Here is a 17561-nt window from a genome sequence, read left to right on the forward strand (position 1 = left end):
TCGGCGTCGTGGTGCCGTAATAGCGGTATTTGATCAAGACGAATCGCGTCGGCGACCAACGCGTCCACCGGATCCAAGACCGCGCCTACGTGGTCGCGGCCCACACGGGCCGGCGGAGAGCCCAAGATTCGGGTGATTTCCCTGATCCAAGCGCGATCTTGGTGGGTGGTCAGGCGGTGAGGCGGGTGTAGGCGTCGGAGGCGAGGAACAGCGGCACGAGGAAGCGGGCCGATGCGCCGAGGTCCCGGTCGGTCGTCGCCTCGGCCGGGATGAACACCATCGCCAGCCCCTCGCCGAGGACCACGTCCTCCTGCCGGGCGTCGGTCGCCCCGCAGAACGCGTGCATCGTCACCGTGTGCGGGAAGCCTTCTTCGTAGGGGCGCGGCCCGTTCCAGAACGGTTCGAGCTCGCCGACGGTCAGGCCGGTCTCTTCCAGGAGTTCGCGGTGCGCCGCTTCGATCGGGGTCTCGCCGGGCTCGATGCGCCCGCCGGGCATCGCCCACTGGAGCGGGGCCACCTCGGCGTACTGGTCGCGTTGCTGCATGAGGAGCCGGCCGTCGCGGTCCACCAACAGGACAATGGCCACTTCGTAGGTGCTCACGCGAGGATCATGGCACGGTTCCGGCTTCGGCGAGGGCCCGTGCCACCTCCGCGTCCGTCGTCGGGGTGAAGTCCGCGTACCAGGCGCCGACCGCGGTGAAGTGCGGCGGGACCAGGACGGCCACCAGCTCGTCCGCCACCTCCGCCAGCTCGTGGTACGCCTGTGGCGGCGCCACCGGCGCGGCGAGCACGATCCGCTCCGCACCGCGTACGCGGGCCACGTGGCAGGCGGCCGCGGCGGTGGCTCCGGTGGCGATGCCGTCGTCCACGATGATCGCCGTCCGGCCGTCGAGCGGCACCGGCGGGCGGCCGCCCCGCAACGCGATCACTCGATTGTGGAGGGTGGCGCGTTCGGCCCGCTCGACGTCGGCCAGCCGGCCCGGGTCGACCCGGGCGGCGGCCGGCATGAGTATCCGGGCGCCCTGTTCGCCGAGGGCGCCGACGGCGTACTCCGGCTGGTCGGGGTGGCCGAGCTTGCGGACGACGATCACGTCGAGCGGGGCGCGCAGCACCCGGGCGACCTCGGCCGCGACCGGTACGCCGCCCCGGGGCAGTCCGAGCACGACGAGCCGGCCGCCGGCCAGGTGCCGCAGTTCGTCGGCGAGCCGCCGGCCGGCCTCCGCGCGATCGGCGAAGGGCCTCATCCCGCCATCATCCCGCGTACGCCCGCCGCCCACCCAAGATCCCGCTTGGATCAGGGAAACCACCCGAATCTTGGGCCAAGATTACGTGCGAAACCCTGATCCAAGCGGGATCTTGGGGGCGGGCCGGCGGGCGGGCCGGCAGGAAGGGGGCGGGAAGGCGGCGGGAAGGCGGTTGCGTACTCAAGCCGCGATGCTGTTAGGCTCGGGCCATGTTCATCTGAGCGTGATGTCCCGCCTGTGCCGTTGTCGGCAGCCATAGTCCCCGTCCGCCCCTAGGGCGTTGATGCGACTCACGTGATGCGAAGGCGCCCCGAAACCCTTGTCAGGAGACATCATGCCAACCGAACCGCTTGCCGACGACGCCGCCGAGTCCGAGGAGACCCCGGAGACCGGCGAAGAGGTCCAGCTCACCCGGGCCGAGCGCCGGGCCAAGGGCAAGGGCGCCAAGCCGCAGCCCTACGGCTCCGGGAACTTCGTGCCGAAGGGCGGCGGCGGCCACGCCCCGCGCATCTGGTCCAACCGCCGCGCCGGCTGATCCGTACAACCGTCGATCCACCACGACCGCCGATCCGCCACACCCGTCCCCGGAGCGCGACGCGTACGCTCGCCGCATGCGCTTTGTGATCTTCGGGGCGGGTGCGGTCGGCGGTGTCGTCGGCGGTCTGCTGGCGGTGGCCGGGCACGAGGTCGCGCTGCTCGCCCGGGGCCGGCATCTCGCCGCGATCCGGTCGGCCGGGCTGACCGTCGAGACGCCCACCGACCGGCACCTGGTCCGGGTCGCGGCCGCCGAGACGCCGGCGGAACTCGGCATGCGCCCGGACGACGTCGTGTTCCTCGCGATGAAGGGCAACGACACCGGGGCGGCCCTGCGGTCGCTGGCGCCCGTCGCCGATCCGCGTACGCCTGTCGTGTGCCTGCAGAACGGCGTCGCCAACGAGCGGGCGGCGCTGCGCCTTTTCGAGCACGTCTACGGGATCTGCGTGATGTGCCCGACGACGCATCTCGAACCGGGGGTCGTGCGGGCCGACTGCGCCCCGACACCCGGCATCCTCGACATCGGACAGTTCCCCGGCGGCGTCGACGAGACCGCGGTGGCGATCGCGAGCGCACTGGCCGACGCCGGGTTCGTGAGCGAACCGGACCCCGCCATCATGCGCTGGAAGTACGCCAAGCTGCTGACGAACCTCGGCAACGCGATCGACGCCGTGTGTACGCGTACCCCCGAGGTGGCGGAGTTGACCGCGCGGGCCCGGGCGGAGGCGCGCGGCGTACTGGACGCGGCGGGGATCGGGTACGCGTCGGACGCGGAGGACGCCGTGCGGCGCGGGGAGATCCTGCAGGTGCGGACCGAGCGGGGCGGCGGATCGTCGTGGCAGAGCCTGACCCGGGGGACCGGCTCGATCGAGACCGACTACCTCAACGGCGAGATCGTGCTGCTCGCGCGCGAGCGCGGGCTGGCGGCGCCGCTGAACGAGAACGCGCGGCGCTGGGCCAACCGGTTCGCGGCGGAGGGCCGCGTACCGCGTTCCCTGAGTGTCGCGGAGTGGACGGCGACGCTGGGGAGCGCGGCGCCCTGGGGCCTGGCGGCTGGACCACGAGGCCTGGGAGACAAGCCCTAGCCCACGGCCTGGCGGCTGGGGCCCGCGGGCCGTTCCAGGACGGTGGTGGGCTCGCCGAAGCCGAACTTCCGGTAGAGGTCGTGAGCGTCGGAGGTGTGCAGCATCCAGCGGAACTCGGCGCCCGGCCCCTCCTCGATCATGACGTGGACCAGGGCGACGCCGAGCCGCCGGCCGCGGTGCGCCGGGTCCACGTAGACGTCGGCCAGGTACGCCAGGGCGAGCCCGTCGGAGACGGCCCGCGCGAACCCGACCATGGCGCCGGTCCCGTCGTACGCGCCGACCACCCGCCACGAGGCGCGGACCTGCGCGGCGAAGTCCTCACGGCCGCGCCACTTGCCCCAGTAAGCCTCGGTGGACAGGAACGTCCAGGCGGCGTCGAGGTCGATCCGCTCCGGATCGTCGTCGATCTCGTAACCGGGGGTCTCAGGCCGCATCCGGGGCCCTCTCCGTCCTGTTCGCGGTGATGAACGTGCCGCGCAGGCCGGGCGGCGGCCGGCGGCCGTAGCCGCGCGCGACGTCCACCCGCTCGTCGGGGTGCGGGTCCCAGCCGTGCTCGGCCAGCCACCGCGGCGCCTCCGGGCCGAGTCCACCCTTCCACAGCGCCACGTAATGATCCAGGCCGCGCCGCGCGGTGCCGTTGTACGAGCTGTGCTCGAAGGCGAGCCGGCTGCCGTCCGCCGACAGGCCGCCCACCGTGGTCAGCAGGGCGGCGGCCTCCTCGTGGGTCAGGTAGATCAACAAGCCCTCCACCAGCCACGCCGTCGGCCGCGCGGGATCGAAACCCGCGGCCGTGAGCGCGGTGGCCCAGTCGAACCGCAGGTCCGCGGCGACCTCCCGGCGCTCGCACCGCGGCGTCGCGCCCTTCTCCCCGAGTACGCGTGCCTTGAACGCCAGGATCTGCGGCAGGTCGACCTCGAAGAGGCGTACGCCGGGCGGCCAGTCGAGGCGGTAGGCGCGGGTGTCCAGCCCGGCGGCCAGCAGCACGACCTGATCGGTGTCGCGGGCGGCGGCCAGCAGGTAGTCGTCGAAGTAGCGGGTCCGGATGATCGCCGAGAAGCCGACCACCACCGCCAGGCTGGGTACGCCCTGCGCGTGGTCGACGTCGGCCCGGCGGCGCTCGACGAATTCGCGGGGGGCCGCGCGGACGAAGTCCCGGGCGTAGGGATCGTCGAAGAGCCGGTCCGGCCGCGAACTCTCGTACGCGCGGACCATCGCGACGCCGATCGCGGTCTGCGAGACGCCGGGCATGGCCTCGGTCACGATGCCCACCTCCTACACCTGCCCGGGGCTGCGCCACAGTGCGGGCTGGGGCGGGCCGGAGTCGACCGGCACGTCTCCGCTGACCTCGAAGCCGTGCCGACGGTAGAACGGCAGGTTGCGGGGGTTCGACGATTCGAGATAGACCGGCAGGCCGTCGGCGTCGAACCGGCGCAGCGCGTCGCTCAGCACCGCCGAGCCTAGCCCTTGACCGCGTCCGGAGCGCGCCGTGCCGATGAACTCCAGATACCAGTGTTCCGGGGGCTGCCGCGCGTGGTGGCGGTCGACGGCCGACAGCCGGCCCAGCAACCGCCCGGTACGCAGCCCGGCCCCGCGCAGAATCGACGGCGCCGCCTTGAGGAGTTCCTTCTGGGGCATCTCCCATTGGCGGGGCGGCGACCAGACGGCCACCGATCGCAGATCCCCGGTCGTGTAGACGTGCCCGCGCGGGAGGGCGTACGCGAGCAGGGCGCCGAAGATCCGTTCCAGTCGCTTCGGCCGGTGCGCCGCGGGGATCATCCAGGACCACACGGGATCGCCGTCGAAGGCCTCGGCGAGGGTCGTCGCCAGGGCCGGAGCGTCGGCGGGGGTCGCCCGGCGGATCTCGATCATGCAGGGTATTCGAGTGGTTTTCGCGTTCGCAGTCAATGGTCCCTACGGCTGTTCTGTCGGGGGCTGGTTCTAGGGTCGTCCTCATGCCGAAGACTCCCGCCGCGCCGCAACTGCCGAAGTCGTTCCCGCCCGGTCCGCCCGCGATCGAGCCGGTGATCGAGGACGAGGCGGAGTGGTGGCAGCTCGACCTCGACGGGCCCGTGCTCGCCGGCGCGGCGGCCGGCATGGAGATCGAGCAGTGCCGGCTGACCCGGCCGCGCATGTCCGGCGTACGCCTGGAGAAGTCGACGGTGATCGACTGCCTGGTCCAGCACGGCGACCTCGCCAACCTCTACGCCGAGGGCTGCGGCCTGCGCCGGGTCGAACTGGTCGAGTGCCGGATGACCGGCCTGACCTACATCGCCGGGGCCCTGCGGGACGTCGTCGTGCGCGACTGCCGGCTGGACCTGTCGACCTGGCGCGGCTCGACCTTCACCCAGGCCGTGTTCACCGGCTGCGACCTGCGCCGGGCCGACTTCATCGGGGCGGACCTGCGCGGCGCCGTGTTCGAGAACTGCGACCTCGGCGGGGCGCAGTTCAGCAACGCGAAGATGGACGGTGCCCGGATCGCCGGGTGTGATCTCGCCGGGCTCGGCGGCGTCGCGGCGCTCGCCGGTGCGACCGTCGCGGCCGACGATCTCGCGGTCCTCGCCGAGCTGCTGGCCGGCGCGCTCGGCATCACCGTCGAGGCGCCCACCCGGGCCGACTGAGCTGGACTCCTAAACTATGCGGGTGATCGTCGCACACGGACTGTGGTGGGAGGGCCGCCTGGCCGTGTGGGCGGAGGACCCCTCCGCCGGCTCGCCCTTCCCGGGTCCGGTGCCGCCGGTGACCTCGGACGGCATCGGGCGGCATCCGTCGGCGGCGGCGGTCGAGACCCTGCTCGCCGAGGTCGGGGCGGGGGAGCCGGGGACTCTCGAGCTCCTGCTGCCCGGCGACGGCCGCCGCCCGTACGACTCGCCGGACGTCTTCCGCGAGCCGGTGGAGACCGACGGGTCGCCGGCGGCCGGTCCCACGCTGCTCGGCCGGTGGGCGGTGCCGGCCGTCGCGTTCGACGCCGACGAGGCGCTGTCGATGCTGCGCGACCTGCCGGCGAGCGGGATCACGATGGGGGCTTCGCTGCGCCATCTCGTCGCGCTGGCGGAGTTCGCGGCAGACATCGTGGCGCGCGGGCGGATCCTGCCCAGCCTCGACGTGCTCGCCGGGGACGGCCGGGTCGTCGACGCAGCCGAAGCGCGGGCCGACCTGGAGCGGGCGGCCGGCGGCGGGCGGGCCGTCTGGCGGCCGGTGCTCACCGACACGGACCGGCGCCGGGCCCAGGAGTTCGCCGCCTCCCTGCCGCCCTCGGGCCGCTGCGCCGTCCGGCCCGAGTCCATAGTGGATGCGGGGTCTCCCGCGACCGGGATGCCGGCTGCCGCGGCCGTCGTGAGCGATGCGCTGGACGCGCTCGTGGACGCCACCGCCCGCGCCTTCCTCCCGTCCACCCGGCGGACGCCCAAGGACTGGCGCTCCGCGCTGACCGGCCGCCGGCGCGAGTTCCCCGCGGCGCCGGAGGACCTGGTCCGGCTGGCGGCCGAGCTCGCCGCCTGGCAGCGCGACGCGGCCGGTGGCGCCGTGCGGGCGCTGTTCCGGCTGGTCGAACCGCCGAAGGAGGCCGGCGACGACGAGCCGTGGCGGGTCGAGCTGTCGTTGCAGGCGGCCGACGAACCGAGCCTCGTGGTCGGCGCGGCCGACATCTGGGCGGGCACCGGCGCGTTCGCCCGGCACCTCGACGCCCCGCAGGAGACCTTCCTCGGCGAGCTCGGCCGGGCCGCCCGGCTGTGGCCGGACCTCGACCGGGCGCTGAGCGAGGCCAAGCCGGCGATCCTCGATCTCGACGCCACCCGGGCGCACGCGTTCCTCCGCGACGCCGCGCCGCTGCTGGCGGGAGCGGGATTCGGCGTACTGCTGCCGCGGTGGTGGGGCAAGCCGGCGGCCCGGATCGGCGTGAAACTCACCGCGTCGTCGCCGGCGGCACCGGCCACGGTCGCGAACAAGTCCACGGTCGGCCTCGAAGCGATGGTCGACTACGAGTGGGAGCTGGCGCTCGGCGAGCACACCCTGACGCAGGAGGAGCTCGAACGGCTGGCCGGGCTCAAGGCCCCGCTGGTACGCGTACGCGGGCAGTGGGTGGAGCTCGATCCGAAACGGCTGGCCGCCGGGCTGGCCCTGCTGGCCGATCAGGGCCAGATGACCGTGCTCGACCTGCTGACCGGGCGAGCCGCGTCCGATGTGGAGCTTCCGGTCGTCGAGGTGGCCGCGACCGGCTGGGTCGGCGACCTGCTGACGGGACAGCAGATCCCGCCGGCCGAGCTGACCGACGCCTTCACCGGGACGCTGCGCCCGTACCAGCTGCGCGGCGTGTCCTGGCTGTGCTTCCTCGAACGGCTCGGGCTCGGCGCGGTGCTGGCCGACGACATGGGGCTCGGCAAGACCGCCCAGATCCTGGCCCTGGCGAGCACCGCCGGCGAAGGGGGCAAGACGCTCATCGTCTGCCCGATGTCCCTGGTCGGCAACTGGCAGCGGGAGGCCGCCAAGTTCGCGCCGGCGCTGCGCGTACACGTGCATCATGGCGCGGAACGCGTGCAGGGCAAGAAGTTCACGGACGCCGTCGAAGCCTCGGACCTGGTCGTCACGACCTATTCCCTCGCGACGCGCGACGCGGCGGCGCTGCGCAGGATCGGCTGGCACCGGATCGTGGTCGACGAGGCGCAGGCGATCAAGAACGCCGCGACCAAGCAGGCCGTCGCGATTCGGTCGCTGCCCGCGCTGCACCGCGTCGCCGTCACGGGTACGCCGGTCGAGAACCGCCTCGCCGACCTCTGGTCGATCATGGAGTTCGCCAATCCCGGACTGCTCGGCCCGGCGGCCGAGTTCAAGCGGGCGTACGCCGAGCCCATCCAGCGGCACGGCGACGAGCTGGCGGCCGACCGGCTGCGGCGGTTGACGGCGCCGTTCGTGCTGCGCCGGTTGAAGACGGACAAGACGATCATCACCGACCTGCCGGAGAAGCTGGAGATGGAAGTGGTCTGCAACCTGACCACCGAGCAGGCCACGCTCTACCAGGCGGTGGTGGACGACGCGCTGCGGGCGATCGAGAACGCCGAGGGGATCGAGCGGCGCGGCCTGGTGCTGGCGACGATGACGAAGCTGAAGCAGGTCTGCAACCATCCCGCGCAGCTGCTGCGGGACGGGTCGCGGCTGGCCGGGCGCTCGGGCAAGCTCGCCCGGCTGGAGGAGATCCTCGAAGAGGTGCTCGCGGCCGGCGAGAAGGCCCTGCTGTTCACCCAGTACGCGGAGTTCGGGGGCGCCCTGCAGGGCCACCTGTCGGGCCGGTTCGGTCGCGAGGTGCTCTACCTGCACGGCGGGGTGTCCAAACCGGACCGTGACGCGATGGTGGAGCGGTTCCAGGCCGACGGCGGCCCGTCGGTGTTCGTGCTGTCGCTCAAGGCGGGCGGCACCGGCCTGACCCTGACCGCGGCCAACCATGTCGTGCACGTGGACCGGTGGTGGAACCCGGCCGTCGAGGACCAGGCGACCGACCGGGCCTTCCGGATCGGCCAGCGCCGCAACGTCCAGGTCCGCAAGTTCGTCTGCGCCGGCACCCTGGAGGAGAAGATCGCCGCCCTCATCCGGGACAAGCGGGAGCTGGCCGACCGCATCGTGGGGACGGGGGAGGGATGGCTGACCGAACTGAGCACCGCGGAACTCAAGGACCTGTTCCGGCTGGAGACGAACGCGGCGGTCGAATGAGGTTCGCCGACGGCTTCCCCGGCCCGGCCAAGTCCGTCCAAGGTGGACTGAAGGCTCGCAGCACCCGCGGCGCGATCGGCGACACGTGGTGGTCGAAGGCGTTCCTCGGGGCGCTCGAACGGCTGGCCGACGGCGGTCGCCTGCAACGCGGCCGGGCGTACGCGCGCAAGGGCCAGGTCGTCTCGATGCAGCTCTCGGCCGGCGTGGTGACCGCCGTCGTGCAGGGTTCGCGGGACGAGCCGTACCAGGTCCGGATCGCGTACGCGGCGGTGCCGTCCCCGGTCTGGCGGCGGATCGAGGACCGCCTCGCGGCCCAGGCCCGGTACGCCGCCCACCTGCTCGCCGGCCAGGTCCCGCACGAACTGGTGGACGTGTTCGAAGCCGAGGGGGTGGACCTGTTCCCGGCCGCGACCCGGGACCTCGACCTGGAGTGCAGCTGCCCGGACTGGGGCTGGCCGTGCAAGCACGTGGCGGCCGCCTGCTACCTGCTGGCCGAGGCGTTCGACGCCGACCCGTTCGAGCTGCTGCGCTGGCGGGGCCGCGATCGGGAGGAACTGCTCGGGCGGCTGCGGAAGCTGCGCGGGGCCGCCGAACCCCCGGCGAAGCCCGCGGTGGCGGCGCCGACGATCGGGACCCGGGCGGCGCTCGGTGCGATGCCGCCGGCCGCCGGGGCAAGCCCGGCCGTCCCGGCGCAGTGGTGGACGCCGCCGAGCCCCATCCCGGCGGAGATCCCCGCCGACCGGCCCGACGTCCCCGTGCTCCGGCAGCTGCCGGTGCCGTCGGCGTACCTGGGCGGGGAGGGGTTGTCCCAGGAGCTGGCCGAGCTGTACCGGCGGCTGGACGCGCCCGAGGTCTGACCGGTAGTTTCATCTACGTGAACGATGTTCAGCTGGACGGAACGCGCGTCATCCCGATCGTCACCATCCGCGACGCCGCCGTCGCCGAGGATCTCGGCCGGGCCCTGGCCGCCGGCGGCCTGCGTACGGTCGAGGTCACGTTGCGGACGCCGGCGGCGCTCGCCGCGATCCGGATCCTCGCCGAGCGGACCGACCTGATCGTCGGGGCCGGCACGGTGCTCACCGCCGCCCAGGTCGCCGAGGTCGTCGACGCGGGCGCCCGCTACGTCCTCAGCCCCGGCTTCTCCCCGGCCGTCGTGCTGCGCTGCCTGGAGCTGGGCGTACCGGTGGTGCCGGGGATCGCCACCGCGACCGAGCTGCAGAACGCGCTCGAGCACGGGGTCGGCACGGTCAAGTTCTTCCCGGCCGAGCAGCTCGGCGGCCCGGCCGCGATCCGCGCGCTGGCCGGACCGTTCCCCGAGGTCCGGTTCATCCCGACCGGCGGCGTCTCGCCGGCGACGATGCCCGCCTACCTGGCCGAGCCGAGCGTGTTCGCCGTCGGGACGTCGTTCCCGGCCGCCCCCGACCTGCTGGCCGCCGGCGACTGGGCCGAGGTCGCCCGTCGGGCCGCGGCCGTGGCGGCGCTGTGAGCCTCGACCTGGTCGCCCTCGGCGAGGTGATGCTCCGCCTCGACCCCGGTGACGCCCGCGTACGCACGGCGCGCAGCTTCGCCGTCTGGGAGGGCGGCGGGGAGTACAACGTCGCCCGGGCGCTGCGCCGCTGCTTCGGGCTGTCGACGGGCATCGTGACGGCGTTGGCGGACAACGAGGTCGGCCGGCTCGTCGAGGACCTGATCCTCGCCGGCGGCGTCGACACCTCCCTGATCCGCTGGCTGCCCTACGACGGGATCGGCCGCACCGTCCGCAATGGACTCAACTTCGTCGAGCGCGGGTTCGGCGTACGCGCCCCGCTCGGGGTCTCCGACCGGGGCAACACGGCCGTCGCGCAGCTGAAGCCGGCCGACGTCGACTTCGGCGCGCTGTTCGCCACCGGCGTCGGCGGCCTGCACACCGGTGGCATCCTCGCCGGCCTCTCGGACACGACCCCCGACCTCATCGAGACCGCCCTGTACGCGGCCCGCGAGCACGGGGTGCGTACCTCCTACGACCTCAACTACCGGCCGAGTCTGTGGCACGGCCGGGGCGGGCTCACCGCGGCCCAGGCCGTCAACCGGCGGCTGCTGCGCGGCGTGGACGTCGTGTTCGGCGTACCGACGGCCGACCCGGTCGACGTCGACTCGTTCGCCGCGCACGCCGAGCGGCTGGCCGCCGAGTTCCCGGACCTGCGGGTGGTGGCGACCACGCTGCGGCACGCGTACTCCGCGAACTGCCACGACTGGGGGGCGATCGCCTGGCGGGACGGCGAGGTCGCGGTGGCGACCCACCGCGAGCGCCTGGCCGTGCTCGACCGGATCGGCGGCGGCGACGGATTCGCCTCGGGCTTCCTCTACGGTCTGCACCAAGGGCTGGACCTTCTGTCCTGTGTGGAGTACGGGGCGGCGCACGGCGCGCTCGCCATGACAACCCCCGGCGACACGTCGATGGCGACCCTGGCCGAGGTGCGGGCGCTGGCGGAATCCGGCACGGGCGACGTCATCCGCTGATCAGACGTGTGTCAACGAGCCTCCGACCAACCACGATCATCAGGACAGCTCGGAAAACCACCACGATCTTCGCCCCGCGACCCAATACCGGACCTCGATCCAGTGCCCGGATTCTGCAGTAGTGGATCTCCAGAGCTTGATCAAGTTCCTTGGAGCTGCAGAATCGGCCCGTTCTCTGCAGGAATCGGGAACTTGATCATGCTTTCATGTCGTGATCAAGTGACCCTCACCTCGAGTGATCGCGTACCGCCGATTCGGCAGTCCACGGCAGAACTCCTTGATCAAGTACCGTCTATTCGGCAAGGGAGCGCTCTCCCGCCGCAATGACGGCACTCGATCATGGAAATCGGTGTCGCGGTGCCGTAATGGCGGTACTCGATCAAGGCAATCGCGTCGGCGATGCGGGACTATTATTTCTCCATCTCCAGCCCATATTGCACGAACATGGACGCGTCCGGTGCGACCAGGGCCGCCGATTTCGCCTGCGCGCCGGACGGTGCGTGAGCAGGAGAGGTTCTAGGTTTGGGGTGCGACGGTGGGCGAGTTGGCGAGCAACCCCACTCCGAGCGCGATCAGGCTGCCGGCCAGGGCCATGCTGCCGAGCGACATTGCCGTCGTCGGCCGGGTGGCGTCGAACAGGATCGCTCCCCAGATCGCACTGAACAACGGGTCGGCGATGCTCATCGTGGTCAGTGCGGCCGGGAACGAGCCGCTCGCGTACGCGTCCTGGGCCAGGATCGACGCGACGACGCCGGAGCCGGCCAGGGCGTACACCGGCCAGTGCTGGAACAGTCCACCATGGACGAGAAGGTCGGTGCAGACCACGATGAGCACGGCCGACAGGCTGAATCCGATGCCGGCGGCGGTTCCGATCAGCGCCGTACGCGCGACCCGCCCGTGGAACAGCCGGGCGAGACCGATGAACAGCCCGATGAGCGTGGCGGCCGCGGCGGCGACGTACGGGACGAGGTGCGTGCGGGACAGCGTCTGCGGCACGGCACCCCGGGCGGCCACGAGGACGACGAGGCCGACGCAGGTCGAGGCGGTTCCGATCCAGTCGCGGGCCAGCAGCGGCATCCGCGTACGCCAGGCGCCGAGCGGCAGCGCGAACATCAGCTGGACGCAGAGCAGCGCCTGGACGAGGGAGATCGAGCCGACGTGCAGGGCGGTGGAGTGGAAGAAGAAGCCGAGCACGTTGCCGCCGAGGCCGAGCCACCACACCGGATGCGACAGGACCCGGGAGGCGAAGCCGAGCACCGGCATCCAGCGGGCGACGCCGGACGGCGGGCCGGCGTCGAGCGCGATGGTGCGGGTCGCCGAGTGCTGCAGCGCACCGGCGGCGGCGAAGCAGAGGGCCGAGGTCAGTGCGAGGAGTATTCCGGCCGGCATGCTCCGGATCATGCGGTGGCCGGTCGTCCGGCGGCATGACACTCTGTGAACATCAAGTGACCGGCGGGCAAGCAACCCGGCGGATACCGGGAAGTGGCCGGCTGTTCGCCTGCCGGAAACGAGCGGCTGGCACTCTGCCGAGGTGTCAAGACTCCCCAGCGTGATCGGCGCTCGCCTGCTGGGCATGGCCGGGGCGATCACGCTCGCGGGAGCCGGGCTCGCGGCCGGCGCGTTACCTGTGGGCGGCTTCGAGGTCTGGCCGGGCCCCGACCTCAGCGAGTACGCCCTGCCTGCCGTCCTCTATGGATACTTCGGCGTCACTCTGCTCGTGGCCGCCTGGCTGTGGGCCGGCCGGGTCGAGACCGACCGCCGGGGCCAGCTCACGACGCTCGCGCTGTGGTGTGCCCCGCTGCTGCTCGCCCCGCCCCTGTTCAGCCGCGACGCGTACGCGTACCTGGCGCAGGGCGCGATGGTCGTGTCCCGGATCGACGTGTACAAGGACGGTGTGGCGGAACTCGGCGGGCAGCTGGCCGCCCAGGTGCCCGGGATGTGGCAGCACACCCCGACGCCCTACGGCCCGGTGTTCCTGGCCATGGCGGCGGCGGTGTCGGCCCTCGCCGGTGCGAAGATCGTCCTCGGTGTCCTGGGCCTGCGGCTGGTCGCCGTCGGCGGTGTGGCACTGCTCGCGTACTTCCTGCCGCGGCTGGCCGTCCAGTGTGGCGTCGACCCGGGCCGGGCGCTGTGGCTCGGCGTACTCAATCCACTGGTGCCGCTGCATCTCGTGGCCGGGGCGCACAACGACGCGCTGATGATGGGGCTGCTCGTCGCCGGCCTGTCGATCGCCTTCGACCGCCGGTTCGCCGCCGCCGCGGTCCTCGTGACGCTCGCGGCCCTGGTCAAGGCGCCGGCCGCCGCCGGTCTCCTGGTGGTCGCCGCGTTGTGGTGGCCCTACCTGCCCAAGCGGGCGGCCCTGGTGAACGCGGCCGTGCGTACAGGCGGCATCGCGGCGGCGACGACCGCGGCCGTGACATGGGCGACGGGCACCGGCTACGGCTGGGTGGCCTCCTTGCGTACGCCGATGTCCCCCCGCAGCTGGTCGCTGTCGACGGCGCTGGGGCGGGCCTCGAAGCTGATCGCGCCGCCGGGCCTGGGTGACGCGGCGATGCAGTTCTGGATCTGGTGCGGGCTCGCGGCGACGGCGGCGATCGTGGCCTACGTGTGGTGGCGGCGCGCCCGGCTCGGCCCCGTGTACGCGATCGGCCTCGGTCTCGCCGCGGTGGCCCTGCTCGGTCCGGCGACCCGCCCCTGGTACGCGCTCTGGGGCGTGATCCCGCTGGCCGCCGCCGCCCCCGAGGGCGTGGTACGCCGATGGGCGGCGGCCGGCAGCGCGATGCTGACCCTGCTCGTGCTGCCGAGCGGCTTCGGCCCCGACGGTACGCAGTTCGCCCTCGCCGCCGCCGGCGTCCTGCTGGCCGGGATCGTGCTCGCCTACGGCCGCCTGTGGGCCGAGACCCTCGCCCCGGCCTACCGATGGTGAACGTCAGGCGTGCGGGGATCGTCGCGGCCCTGGCGACGGCGATCGGCGTGGTGATCGCGCTCGTCCCGGGTCACCGCGGCTGGTTCGACGTCGGCGTCTACCACGACGCCGTCCACTACTGGGTGGACGATCACGGCGACCTCTACGCGTTCCTGCGCCCGGGCACGATCTACGGGTTCACCTACCCGCCGTTCGCGGCCGTGGTCATGCTGCCGATGGCGCTGCTCGGCTGGCACACGACGATCGCGGTCTCGTGCGTCCTGACCGCGATCGCGTCGGCGTTCCTGCTGTTCACGCTGGTCGACCCGATCGCCCGGCGGGCGGGCTGGAGCCGGTGGTACAGCCTCGCCCTCGCCGCCTGCGCGTTCGCCTGCCTCAACCCGGTCCGCGACACGGTCAGCTTCGGCCAGATCAACCTCGTGCTCGTCGCACTGGCCTATGTGGACCTTCAGCTGCTACTCCGGGGCAGCCGCTGGGCCGGCATCGGCATCGGCCTCGCCGCCGCGATCAAGCTCACCCCCGCGCTGTTCATCCTCTACCTGGTCGTCACCCGCCGTGGCCGCGCCGCGCTCACCGCGGTCCTCACCGCCGCGGCCGCCACGCTGCTCGCGGCCGCGTACGACCCCGACACCTCGCGGACGTACTTCACCGGCGTCGCCTTCGACACCAGCCGCATCGGCAACCTCGACTACGTCTCCAACCAGTCGCTGCTCGGGCTCGTCAGCCGGCTGCACGCCGATCAGACCCTCTGGGCCGCCGCCGGGCTCGTCGTGCTCGTCGTCTGGTTCCTCCGGGTACGCGTAGCGACGCCGACGGCCGGATTCGCTCTGACGGGAATCGCGTCCTGCCTGCTCAGCCCGATCACGTGGGTACACCATCTCGTGTGGGTGGTCCCGGCGTTCGCGGTCCTCCTCGACGAGGGCGTACGCCGCCGCCGGGTGCCCTGGTGGGGCGTGACCGGATACGTGATCCTGGTCAGCAGCATCGTCTGGCTGTGGTCCGTGCACTACGACGGCGTCCTGGGCTTCCTCGGCGCCGACGCGTACGTGTTCGTGGGACTGGGACTGCTGTTCGGGCTGCCGGTCCGGGGCTCCGCCGTTGCCGGAGGCTCCGCTGCCGCCGGGGGCTCCGCGGCTGCTGCCGGAGGCTCCGCGTCACAGGCTCTCGTGGACGGCGAGGAAGCCGCGGACCGCCGCGTCCCAGCCGAACCGCTCAGCCCGGTCGCGAGCCCGCCGGCGGCGCACGTCGGCCGGCTCGGCCAGCAGCTGCCGGACCCCCGCCGCGAAGTCCTCGCCGGCCACCGCGACGCCCGCCGGCCCGACGACGTCCGGCAGGGCGCTCGATGAGCTGACCACGACCGGCGTACCGCAGGCGAGCGCCTCCAGCGCGGCGAGCCCGAAGGTCTCGATCGGCCCGGGCGCGAGCACGACGTCCGCCGCCGCGAGCAGGCCGGCCAGTTCGGTCCGGTCCGTGATCCAGCCGGTGAACTCGGCCTCGCCCGTCCTGCGCAGCCGCTCCCGCAGCGGCCCGTCGCCGGCCATCACCAGCTTCGCGCGTACGCCTGCCGCCCGCAGGGTCGCCAGCGTGGTCAGGGCCCGCTGCGGTCGCTTCTCCACCGACATCCGGGTGCAGCAGACGAGCAGGAGCTCGCCGGGGTCGGCGTACCGGGCGCGGACGGCGGGATCGAACCGGGCCGGTTGGAACAGGTCGAGGTCCACGCCGAGCGGCACCTGCGCGATGTTCCGCGCGCCGGCCGCCCGGAACTCCTCGGCCGCCCAGCTCGTCGTGCAGACGACCCGCCCGTAGTGCCGGGCGGTGGCCCGGTTGAGCCGCTTCGCAAACGCCGTCCGCGCGCCCTGCGGCAGCCGGGCCACGCGCAGCAGCCCGTCGAGGCTCTCGTGCGACACCATCACCGATCCGACGCCGCGGCGGCGCGCCCAGCCGCCCGTCCAGCGCAGCGTGAGCCGGTCGGAGACCTCGATCCGGTCGGGCTTCAGGCCCGCCAGGACGTCGGCGACGTCCGACCGTCCCAAGAGGACGCGGTAGCCGCCCATCGACGGCACCTCCGGCCCCGGAATCGTGATGATGCGGCCCTGCGGGGTCAGCTCGTCGGAGTGCGCCGGGCCCGGCATGACGAGCACCGGCTCGTGCCCGGCGGCCGCGTACCCCCGGCCGAGCTCGCGCAGCGCGGTCCGCAGGCCGCCCGACTTCGGCGTGATGAAGTTGGCGAGGCGCACGATACGCAGGCCGCTCACGGCACGAGCTCCAGTTCCCGGGCGCGCCGGCCGAGCGCGGCCCGATAGTGCGAGATGAGCTGGTCGCCGAGCGCGGCCCAGCTCCGGTCGGCCACGGCCAGCCGGGCGGCGAGCCCGAACCGCTGGCGTACCTCGGGGTCGGCGAGTGCGGTCACGGCGTGGGCGATCGCGGCGGAATCGTACGCGGGCACGAGGAAGCCGGTCACGCCCTGCTCGACGAGGTCCAGCGGGCCGCCCGAAGCCGGCGCCACCACCGGTACGCCGCTCGCCAGCGCCTCCTGGATGGTCTGGCAGAACGTCTCGTGGGGTCCGGTGTGGACGAACACGTCGAGGCTGGCGTAGATCGTCGCCAGGTCCGCGCCGGACCGCCCGCCGAGGAACACCGCGTCCGGCAACGCCTTCTCGACGGCTTTGCGGGTCGGCCCGTCGCCGACGACCACCACGCGTACGCCCGGCTCCCGCGACGCGTCCCGCAGCAGCTCCACCCGCTTCTCGTGGGCGAGCCGGCCGACGTATCCGACGATCAGCTCACCCTGGGGCGCCAGCTCCCGGCGGAGATCGGCGCTGCGCCGGCCCGGATGGAACAACGTGGTGTCGACCCCGCGACCCCACCGGGCCACCCGCGGAATCCCGTGCTCGGTCAGCTGGTCGGCCGTCGACGAGGACGGCGCGAGCGTCACGCTGGCCCGCCCGTGGATGTCGGCGATCCACCGCCACGCGGCCCGCTGCGCCAACGTGACCCCGTACGCGTCCGCGTACCCGGGAACGTCGGTCTGGTAGACCGCGACGACCGGCAACCCGAGTTCGGCGCCCGCCCGCGCGCCCCAGGCGCCGAGCACGAACGGGCTCGCCAGGTGCACGACGTCGGCCCGGTGCAGCCGCAGCGCATCCTTGATCAGACGGCTGGGCCCGGCCAGGCGGACGTTCCGGTAACCCGGCATCGGCAACGACGGCAGCCGCAGCACCGGGTACGCCTGCGGTGCGGCGAGGTGCCGCAGGGCCCGGCCCGGCTGCGGCGCGATGACCAGCGGTTTGTGCCCCCTGGCCATCAGGTGTTCGGCCACGCGCAGGACCGAGTTGGCCACGCCGTTGACGTCGGGGGCGTAGGACTCCGTGATGATCGCGACCCGCATGGCCGCAGGCTACGAAGATCAACTAGCGGGCGAGAGTCGGTGACACCTCCGGCACGTAAACTCCGCCCGACGGAATCCCTTTTCCTCATCCCTTTCCTCGACGATCTTGCGCGAGTGTCTCGAATTTCGTCGGGCATGCCCGGAATGCGGGTACATCCGCGCAAGATCGTCGCGCGGCAGGGGGA

16 protein-coding genes and 1 pseudogene are annotated in these 17561 nt (G+C 73.0%); 9 read left to right on the top strand and 8 right to left on the bottom strand.

Features of this window, described 5'->3' with window-relative positions; genetic code table 11:
* Nucleotides 1–169: 169 nt before the first annotated feature.
* Nucleotides 170–601: an NUDIX hydrolase gene (locus G401_RS0126045; protein WP_027344795.1), complete on the bottom strand. Its 432-nt coding sequence runs from the start codon at nucleotides 599–601 to the stop codon at nucleotides 170–172.
* 7 nt (nucleotides 602–608) lie between these two features.
* A complete protein-coding gene (locus G401_RS48465) occupies nucleotides 609–1244 on the bottom strand; it encodes a phosphoribosyltransferase (protein WP_034593130.1) in 636 nt (211 codons plus the stop codon).
* Between the two features lie 334 nt (nucleotides 1245–1578).
* Here G401_RS48465 and G401_RS0126055 point away from each other — a divergent pair, with 334 nt between their 5' ends.
* Nucleotides 1579–1779 (top strand): hypothetical protein, encoded by a 201-nt coding sequence (locus tag G401_RS0126055; RefSeq protein ID WP_027344796.1) that lies wholly within the window; start codon nucleotides 1579–1581, stop codon nucleotides 1777–1779.
* Between the two features lie 76 nt (nucleotides 1780–1855).
* Complete coding sequence (locus tag G401_RS48470; protein WP_051367164.1) at nucleotides 1856–2863, top strand: ketopantoate reductase family protein; 1008 nt, start codon at nucleotides 1856–1858, stop codon at nucleotides 2861–2863.
* Here the strand turns inward: G401_RS48470 and G401_RS0126065 are convergent.
* The 3 genes from G401_RS0126065 to G401_RS0126075 are packed head-to-tail and all read right to left on the bottom strand — an operon-like array spanning nucleotide 2860 to nucleotide 4732.
* The gene (locus G401_RS0126065) at nucleotides 2860–3297 is read right to left on the bottom strand and encodes a GNAT family N-acetyltransferase (protein ID WP_027344797.1); all 438 of its coding nucleotides are present in this window, start codon (nucleotides 3295–3297) and stop codon (nucleotides 2860–2862) included. The two genes, G401_RS48470 and G401_RS0126065, sit on opposite strands and share 4 nt — an antisense overlap.
* Nucleotides 3287–4123, bottom strand: coding sequence for an SAM-dependent methyltransferase (locus G401_RS0126070; RefSeq protein WP_211240841.1), 837 nt, complete (start codon nucleotides 4121–4123; stop codon nucleotides 3287–3289). The genes G401_RS0126065 and G401_RS0126070 overlap by 11 nt, the downstream gene beginning before the upstream one ends.
* A 12-nt stretch (nucleotides 4124–4135) precedes the next feature.
* Nucleotides 4136–4732, bottom strand: coding sequence for a GNAT family N-acetyltransferase (locus G401_RS0126075; RefSeq protein WP_027344799.1), 597 nt, complete (start codon nucleotides 4730–4732; stop codon nucleotides 4136–4138).
* Nucleotides 4733–4815: 83 nt separating this feature from the next.
* Here G401_RS0126075 and G401_RS48475 point away from each other — a divergent pair, with 83 nt between their 5' ends.
* Genes G401_RS48475 through G401_RS0126100 form a run of 5 tightly spaced genes read left to right on the top strand, consistent with a single transcriptional unit; the run spans nucleotide 4816 to nucleotide 11062 of the window.
* Complete coding sequence (locus G401_RS48475) at nucleotides 4816–5481, top strand: pentapeptide repeat-containing protein (RefSeq protein WP_051367165.1); 666 nt, start codon at nucleotides 4816–4818, stop codon at nucleotides 5479–5481.
* A 22-nt stretch (nucleotides 5482–5503) separates the two neighbouring features.
* A complete protein-coding gene (locus G401_RS0126085; protein WP_027344800.1) occupies nucleotides 5504–8563 on the top strand; it encodes an SNF2-related protein in 3060 nt (1019 codons plus the stop codon).
* A complete protein-coding gene (locus tag G401_RS48480; RefSeq protein WP_034593131.1) occupies nucleotides 8560–9420 on the top strand; it encodes an SWIM zinc finger family protein in 861 nt (286 codons plus the stop codon). Before G401_RS0126085 ends, G401_RS48480 begins: the two co-directional genes overlap by 4 nt.
* 17 nt (nucleotides 9421–9437) lie before the next feature.
* Entirely contained in the window at nucleotides 9438–10049 is a 612-nt protein-coding gene (eda, locus tag G401_RS0126095) for a bifunctional 4-hydroxy-2-oxoglutarate aldolase/2-dehydro-3-deoxy-phosphogluconate aldolase (protein WP_245601843.1), read from the top strand.
* Complete coding sequence (locus G401_RS0126100) at nucleotides 10046–11062, top strand: sugar kinase (protein WP_027344802.1); 1017 nt, start codon at nucleotides 10046–10048, stop codon at nucleotides 11060–11062. The genes eda and G401_RS0126100 overlap by 4 nt, the downstream gene beginning before the upstream one ends.
* A gap of 516 nt (nucleotides 11063–11578) precedes the next feature.
* Here the strand turns inward: G401_RS0126100 and G401_RS48485 are convergent.
* Nucleotides 11579–12451, bottom strand: coding sequence for a DMT family transporter (locus G401_RS48485; protein WP_051367166.1), 873 nt, complete (start codon nucleotides 12449–12451; stop codon nucleotides 11579–11581).
* 142 nt (nucleotides 12452–12593) lie between these two features.
* Here G401_RS48485 and mptB point away from each other — a divergent pair, with 142 nt between their 5' ends.
* Both mptB and G401_RS58650 read left to right on the top strand, forming a co-directional pair.
* Nucleotides 12594–13988, top strand: coding sequence for a polyprenol phosphomannose-dependent alpha 1,6 mannosyltransferase MptB (gene mptB / locus G401_RS0126110; protein ID WP_027344803.1), 1395 nt, complete (start codon nucleotides 12594–12596; stop codon nucleotides 13986–13988).
* Nucleotides 13985–15334: a glycosyltransferase 87 family protein gene (locus G401_RS58650; protein ID WP_407636946.1), complete on the top strand. Its 1350-nt coding sequence runs from the start codon at nucleotides 13985–13987 to the stop codon at nucleotides 15332–15334. The genes mptB and G401_RS58650 overlap by 4 nt, the downstream gene beginning before the upstream one ends.
* Here G401_RS58650 and G401_RS55020 read toward each other — a convergent pair.
* Together G401_RS55020 and G401_RS0126125 are read right to left on the bottom strand one after the other, a co-directional pair.
* Nucleotides 15269–16243: pseudogene (locus tag G401_RS55020) on the bottom strand (glycosyltransferase); the annotation flags it as partial. The gene G401_RS58650 and the pseudogene G401_RS55020 sit on opposite strands and share 66 nt — an antisense overlap.
* Nucleotides 16240–17376, bottom strand: coding sequence for a glycosyltransferase family 4 protein (locus G401_RS0126125; protein ID WP_027344805.1), 1137 nt, complete (start codon nucleotides 17374–17376; stop codon nucleotides 16240–16242). The pseudogene G401_RS55020 and the gene G401_RS0126125, both read right to left, overlap by 4 nt.
* Nucleotides 17377–17561 lie beyond the last annotated feature (185 nt).

The sequence above is a fragment of the Hamadaea tsunoensis DSM 44101 genome (genome assembly GCF_000428945.1).
Taxonomy (GTDB): Bacteria; Actinomycetota; Actinomycetes; order Mycobacteriales; family Micromonosporaceae; genus Hamadaea; species Hamadaea tsunoensis.